Here is a 6,626-nt window from a genome sequence, read left to right as displayed (position 1 = left end):
TTTGCAGAAATCGCCCAAAAAGGTGCAGCAGTTTTTTGGGAAGGATTCTGTCAAATATGCCGCTTGATTCAAGTTGTTTTATTTCTAGTCAATATCTGGAGCGGGTAAGCGCGAAGGAGGCAGAGGTTTGGCTGACACCCCCTAAGAATTTCGTTCTGATACATTTGCATCAACGGAGTTTGCTTCACATGCTGAACATTTGATTGTCTATTCATTCCCGCTTGTCTTTCCTTTGCTTGAGCAGACAAATAGAACTCCAGAGACCCCACAAAGAAGATCTTTTTGGGAAATATTAATTATGAAAATATACAAAATGAAAATTGAAAGATTTATTGCATTACTAATTTTACCGAACATTGCTATAGCAAAAGGTGGCGGCATTTTTATTATTGGATTTATTATTTTCTTGCCATTATTTTTTTGGGGAATGGTGAAGATATGGAAATTCTGGTTTAAGCTGATTTTTGGCGGACTGAGAACCCAAAACACCAACCCTCAGCCCACTCAAATATCCAATACCAACAACTCTACGAAAGAATGCCCGTATTGTGCAGAGACCATTCAACTGAAGGCAGTTAAATGTCGCCATTGCGGTTCAAATCTTTGAATAACCAAAAGCAGTTAAAAATTTCCAAATTAACTAATAAAAGATTTATTTGCATAATCACAATCACAGCCATAATTATTTTGGCAGGCTGTTCAGATAAAAATTTGCAATCATGAAAAGTTTTGTTTGTATTTAATTATTTTCGATTGACAACTTCATATGATAAATACTCTCAATACTTAAATTAATATTTTAAAAATTTAATTTAATTCAATTAAATCAACGCTCTGCGCCAGCAATGGATCAGAGCGTTTTTCTTTTATCAATCCCAGGAGAAATCATTTTTAACATAATATATATTAACTCAATCTAAAATCATCATTTCTATTTCCGCAGCCCATAAAGTAAACGGGCACTGGAACATGCCTTGCAATTGGCTTCCTGAGTGGCGTTGCGGTGGTCGATTCGGTATTGACCTACTTTCTCCTCACTTGCATACCAGCCCCGGCGCCCTTGATGGGTGCTGGGGCTTTTTGCTGTGGGGTTCATTCATCTGTTTTTTGGAGAATTTTGATGGCCTATCCATTGGTACAAGCTTCACAGCATTCGTCCCTTTCGCAGGGCAAGCTTCGTCCAGCCTTGAAGCTGGTCAAGACCCAGGATCTGACCCACGATCAATGGCTGCAAGTGCGCCAAGGCGGCATTGGCAGCTCGGACGCTGCTGCCGCTGTCGGGCTGCATCCCTACAAGTCCCCACTGCAACTGTGGATGGAGAAGACGGGCCGGGACAGTCACTTGCCCAAGGTCGATCCCAACGATGACCACAGCCCCATGTATTGGGGCACGCTGCTCGAACCGATTGTGGCGGCGCACTACACCCGGCGCACGGGCTACCGGGTGCGGCGGCTTCATGCCGTGTTGCAGCACCCTGAACACCCTTGGATGCTGGCCAACATCGACCGGGAGGTGGTGGGTTCCGCTGAGGTACAGGTGCTGGAGTGCAAGACGGCGGGTATCCATGGCTCCCGGCTGTGGAGTGAGGGGGTACCTGAGTACGTGCAGCTGCAAGTGATGCACCAGCTGGCTGTCACCGGCAAGCAGGCGGCGGATGTGGCGGTGCTGCTCGGTGGCCAGGACTTGCAGGTGTTTCGGATAGAGCGCAATGAGGAAATGATCGCCCAGCTGATTGACCTGGAACGCCAGTTCTGGGGCTATGTACAGCGTGATCAGGAGCCACCGGCGGACGGCTCCGACTCTGCCGATCTGGCATTGCGGGCAATGTATCCCAGGGACAGCGGAACCACGCTGGATTTGTCTGGGGATCTGGAGATGTCGGGGGTGTTTTCCGACCTGTTGGCGGTGCGCTCAGTGATTGCCAGTCAAACGGCCCTGGAGGCCCAGCTCAAACAACGCATTCAGCAGCGTATGGGAGATGCCAGTCGGGCGGTATTCGAGTCTGGGGAGGTTTCCTGGAAGCGCAGCAAGGATGCGGTGGCACTGGATACGGTGCAGCTGCTCAAGGATCAACCGCAGCTGGCAGACAGCTATCGGCTCAGCAAGCCGGGGAGTCGGCGGTTTCTGGTGCAGGCATAGAGGGCAGACAAGCCTGGTGTCGGCCAGGTGCCCTGCCCCCCACATCACCCCTTGGTTCACTACACGGCGGGTCTTCACCGAACAGGTGCAGGCCCGTTTCTTTTTTATTTTTCGTTGTTTTTCTTGTTTTGAAAGGAATCATCATGCTCAAAGGTTTGGCATTGACACCACCGGTGATTGGCCGGATTTCGATTGGTAAGGTGGTGGAGAAGAACGGTAAGCGGCTGCCGGAGAAGGACGATGAGTTCACCATCACCAGCCAGGTGCAAAGCCGCGATGGCTGGATCAACCACCCCTTGGATGAACAGTTGCGCAAGGAGAAAAACGCCAAGCTGCGCAGCATTCCGGTGCGTTTGTTGTTTGACGATCCTGATTTGAGTTTGCGGGCCAATTACACGATGTTTGACCGTGCTACGGGGCGGCCTCTGTGTGTGGGTAACGGCGAGACTTGCAAACGGGCTACGGCCTCTGGGATGCAGAGTTATCCCTGTCCTTCACCAGCGGCCTGTGCGCTGGCTTTGGGGGGCCACTGCAAGCCCTATGGGCGGCTGAATGTGCGTATTGAGGTGGAGGGTTGTGCAGGCGATGAACTGGGCAGCTTTGTGCTGCGCACTACGGGGTTCAACAGCATTCGCACGATGTCGGCGCGGTTGCGCTATTTCCATGCGCTCTCGGGTGGGTTGCTGTCCACGTTGCCGCTGGAGCTGCGCCTGCGGGGTAAATCGACCACGCTGTCACACCGCACGCCGATCTACTACGTGGATCTGACGCTGCGCGGCGATAGTACGCTGGCGGATGCCATTGGCAGTGCGCGGGTGGCCTGGGATGCGCGCGAGGCAGCGGGGGTGAACCAGGCGGCTCTGGATGAAGCGGCCAGGGTGGGGTTTGCCTTGGGTGAGTTTGAGGAATCTGACGAGGATGGCGCTGCCGTGGTGGAGGAGTTTTATCCGGTGGATGGGGATGCCCAGAATGATGGGCATGGCCATGCTTTGGGGATCAAACCGGAATTGGCGGAAAAGCTCAGGCAGAGAGCGGGCAAGAGTCCGTTGCCTGGAGGTGATCGCGTGGCTTGAGGGCATGTGCGGGGTGAGAAAGCCCGCATGGGAAAACCAATAGCAAGGACAGATCTGGCGCCATAAGCGCTGGGTTTGTTCTGGCGCTTGGTGATTTCTTTTTTTGCCACTGCTACAGGGGAGCGAGAAGGGAGTGTCCGAATTTCTGTGTGTGAGGCTCAGCGAGAAACAAAAAAATCTACCTCAGCAGACGAACTAACGACCTCTACAATGAAATAAACAGGAGTTCATCTAATGAAAAAATGGATAGTCGTTATGCTGCCCCTCATCGGTAGCTATGCCAATGCTCTGCAACTCCCAATGCATACACAGTCTCTGTCGTATCAAACCAACTCAGGTGCGGCACCCGAAGGTTTTTATAACCACGATATGCACATCAATTGGCACAAAGAACCTGACGTATCCAACATGGGTTTTTATGCCCAGTTTTACTTCACTTTTCAGGCTGGTACAGGCGGGTACACTGGTCTGCAACAGGATCGTGTTGATGGCAAGAAAGCCATTTTCTCCATCTGGGATGTTGGCAACCAAAAAACAGCCCTCCCTGTGGCAAGCAACTGCAAGCGATTTGGTCATGAAGGAACTGGTACGTCCTGCATATTGCCTTTTCAATGGAAAGCTGGTCACGAATACAAGATGCGTGTCTGGCGCATCTCTGGAAATACCAATGGTTCTTCTGAAAAATGGGGTGGTTGGGCGATTGACTACGCTACAGGTGAAGAGACTCTGATCGGCGTGATCGAAGTCAATAACTCTTCCGGCTATAGCGGCTACGGTGGACTGACTGGATCAACGATTTCGACTGTCGAGTTTTACGGTGCCAATACAGCGGCAACAAATGCCATTACTTGTAGCACCATGCCCTACTTTGGTGTGACTTGGAATGGCCCGTTTTCCAACAACGCTTCAAGAACACCCGATTCGGTAGTGAACAAATACATCACCAGCATTGGCACTCCATGTCAAAACAATGTGAACTCTGTGGCTAACGCACCTTTTACCGCCACCACAGAAACAGGTGCAAATATTCACGCAGTCGTCCCAGAAAACACTAACCTCTGGAAAAAATACAACCTTCAGAGCTATCGAGAAGTTGACTGTCTTTATAACTGGGCGGAGCAGTTTATGCCTGCCGCATTCAATCAGGCACAGTTCAAGCAGCGCCGCATCTCTCGCAGTCTGTTCGGTTATTACTACCGTGATTACCGCAATGATGGTGCTGGCCATGCACTTATTTCTGACACGGTTTCGAACCGCCTCTTTATGGGGAAAGTCGGTGGTGAGATGGAGGACTTGGGCGATCTAAAATCCTGGAAGCAGCAGTCTGGATGCAGAAGCTAAAGAGCTTCGTAATATTTTCTCTCAGATAAAAATATCGAAAGAAATACGCACATGACTTACCGGCCTCAAGCTGAACATCGTCAGAAAATTCAGGATGTTATTATTCCACTGACGGCTGCCATTTACGACGTATTTGGTAGTCGCGCTCAAGATTCAGGCCGACCAATCGGTGCTTTTTATCCTCGCAATGTAAGTGAAAAAGCATGGGAGCACCTTGGTGGAATTTGGTACAGGTCTCGAAATGAACAAAAAGTAATGAACCGCAAAGTTAATCCGCAGGTTCGCGCTGCTTTCGCTCGTAGCATCCTCACTGGTGAAAGTGTCACGCTACCGAGCGGAACGGTGGTCTTTTGGGAAAAGATTCCAGAGTCGGATGCCAACAAAATACCAACACCACTTAACGACTCCTAGTTGGTGTATTTTTTCATTGTGGTGAGGGGGAGGCAATAGAGATGGTTTGTGCCACTCCCAGGAAAACACCACTGAGGTCTTTGATGTTTATTTTTTATTAGATAAGCCCTTGATGGCCCATCATGGGTATAGCGCATAGCCTTACGGCAGCCACGATAGAAAGTGGCGAAAAATCCGCACCATCTATAGAGGATTGCAGGCATTTTTTGCCAAACTTTCCTCTGTGAGTCTTGATCTCCTTGATCTGCGTTTTTTGATACCTCTCAGGGGCTGATTCCTTCATCAGCTCAACCACTTCTTGTTTATCTTCAACTTTAAGAGTGTCACCTGTCGGATAAGAGTGCATGATGTCGAAATAGTGCTTCCTTGCTTGGTTTTGACTTTTAAATTTTTTCCACCTACTTTGGCTGGTATTTTTTAGGCATGACTACTCCTTAAATAATTTAATAAAACGGATGTACTAATTTTCAGCATCCATATTATTAGAATATATTATTTAAGCTAAGGATGGCTTCGTGCCATAAAATTTTCGAGCCATGTAGAAAAGTAATGACGTAGAGCAGCAGTTTGTGCCTAGCCATGCACCGGCATTGGGGATGCTCACGCTGGGGTTTTGTCCCAGGCGCTCGGCCAGCAGTACGGCGCGCCGGTTCAGGCACTGCTCACCCAGCTCTATGGTTTGGAACTCATCGGCCAGTCGCATCGCAACTTCCTATCATCTAGCGGTCAGGGGTGCAGTGTAGGTAGCGGGAGACTTGTGTGTAATGGGATGGGTCTATTCAGGTAAGATGGACATTATTTGCATCCAAAAGGGGGGATCCAATGGCTTACGAAGCCCAAATCAGCCGAAATAGTCCCACTGCGTTTCTGTTCGTGGTCGATCAGTCTGGATCGATGTCCGACAAAATGTCATCTGGTCGAAGCAAGGCTGAGTTCGTGGCAGATGCCCTGAACCGCACACTGATGAACCTTGTCACGCGCTGCACTAAATCCGAAGGGGTTCGTGACTACTTTGAAGTTGGTGTACTGGGTTACGGCGGCCAAGGGGTTTCAAATGGCTTTTCTGGAGTCCTTGGGGGCAACGTACTTAACCCAATTTCCGCATTGGAGCAAAACCCTGCACGTGTCGAAGATCGCAAGCGCAAGATGGATGATGGCGCGGGAGGAATTGTCGAAACAACTGTAAAGTTTCCAGTGTGGTTTGATCCAGTTGCAAGCGGTGGCACTCCGATGCGTCAAGCATTGACACAGGCAGCCGAAGAGCTTGTCATCTGGTGTGATGCGCATCCAGACAGTTACCCTCCTACTATTCTGCATGTCACTGACGGTGAAGCAACTGATGGAGACCCAGAAGAAGTAGCTAGCCATCTGCGCCAAATCCGCACGAATGATGGTGAGGTGCTAATCCTGAACATTCATGTCAGCACATTAGGAAACGATCCGATTCGTTTCCCTGCATCCGATTCTGGACTACCGGACGATTACGCGAAATTGCTTTTCCGTATGTCTAGTCAGCTTCCTGAACACCTGATTCGATTCGCTCAGGAAAAAGGACACAAGGTTGAAAATGAATCTCGCGGCTTCATGTTTAATGCAGAAGCAGCGGAACTCGTGGACTTCTTCGATATCGGCACTCGCGCATCGCAATTGCGTTGACGCTG

The 6,626-nt window shown here is 49.7% G+C and carries 8 protein-coding genes; 6 read left to right on the top strand and 2 right to left on the bottom strand.

Features of this window, described 5'->3' with window-relative positions:
• Positions 1-313 precede the first annotated feature (313 nt).
• The 5 genes from EV674_RS15870 to EV674_RS15850 all read left to right on the top strand — a co-directional run bounded on the left by EV674_RS15870 (position 314) and on the right by EV674_RS15850 (position 4,965).
• Positions 314-607, top strand: coding sequence for a hypothetical protein (locus EV674_RS15870; protein ID WP_132750484.1), 294 nt, complete (start codon positions 314-316; stop codon positions 605-607).
• Positions 608-1,120: 513 nt separating this feature from the next.
• Positions 1,121-2,140 carry a YqaJ viral recombinase family nuclease gene (locus EV674_RS15865; RefSeq protein WP_119014552.1) on the top strand — a complete coding sequence of 340 codons (1,020 nt, stop codon included), beginning with the start codon at positions 1,121-1,123 and terminating at the stop codon, positions 2,138-2,140.
• A 143-nt stretch (positions 2,141-2,283) separates the two neighbouring features.
• The gene (locus EV674_RS15860) at positions 2,284-3,213 is read left to right on the top strand and encodes a recombination directionality factor (protein WP_119014569.1); all 930 of its coding nucleotides are present in this window, start codon (positions 2,284-2,286) and stop codon (positions 3,211-3,213) included.
• Between the two features lie 234 nt (positions 3,214-3,447).
• Complete coding sequence (locus EV674_RS15855; RefSeq protein WP_119014553.1) at positions 3,448-4,554, top strand: DUF3472 domain-containing protein; 1,107 nt, start codon at positions 3,448-3,450, stop codon at positions 4,552-4,554.
• A gap of 51 nt (positions 4,555-4,605) precedes the next feature.
• Complete coding sequence (locus EV674_RS15850; RefSeq protein ID WP_132750483.1) at positions 4,606-4,965, top strand: hypothetical protein; 360 nt, start codon at positions 4,606-4,608, stop codon at positions 4,963-4,965.
• Between the two features lie 97 nt (positions 4,966-5,062).
• Here the strand turns inward: EV674_RS15850 and EV674_RS15845 are convergent, their stop codons facing one another.
• Positions 5,063-5,311 (bottom strand): hypothetical protein, encoded by a 249-nt coding sequence (locus EV674_RS15845; RefSeq protein ID WP_132750482.1) that lies wholly within the window; start codon positions 5,309-5,311, stop codon positions 5,063-5,065.
• Positions 5,312-5,461: 150 nt separating this feature from the next.
• Positions 5,462-5,668, bottom strand: coding sequence for a transposase DNA-binding-containing protein (locus EV674_RS17950; RefSeq protein WP_277749431.1), 207 nt, complete (start codon positions 5,666-5,668; stop codon positions 5,462-5,464).
• A gap of 119 nt (positions 5,669-5,787) precedes the next feature.
• On the opposite strand from EV674_RS17950, the gene EV674_RS15835 reads away from it, so the two are divergent.
• On the top strand, positions 5,788-6,621 hold the full coding sequence (locus EV674_RS15835; RefSeq protein WP_119014554.1) for a vWA domain-containing protein: 834 nt from the start codon (positions 5,788-5,790) through the stop codon (positions 6,619-6,621).
• The last annotated feature ends 5 nt before the right edge of the window (positions 6,622-6,626 follow it).

Source organism: Simplicispira metamorpha (assembly GCF_004341365.1).
Lineage (GTDB): Bacteria > Pseudomonadota > Gammaproteobacteria > Burkholderiales > Burkholderiaceae_C > Simplicispira > Simplicispira metamorpha.
Note: the sequence above shows the minus strand (reverse complement) of the source record. Positions and strands in the feature narration are given on the sequence as shown.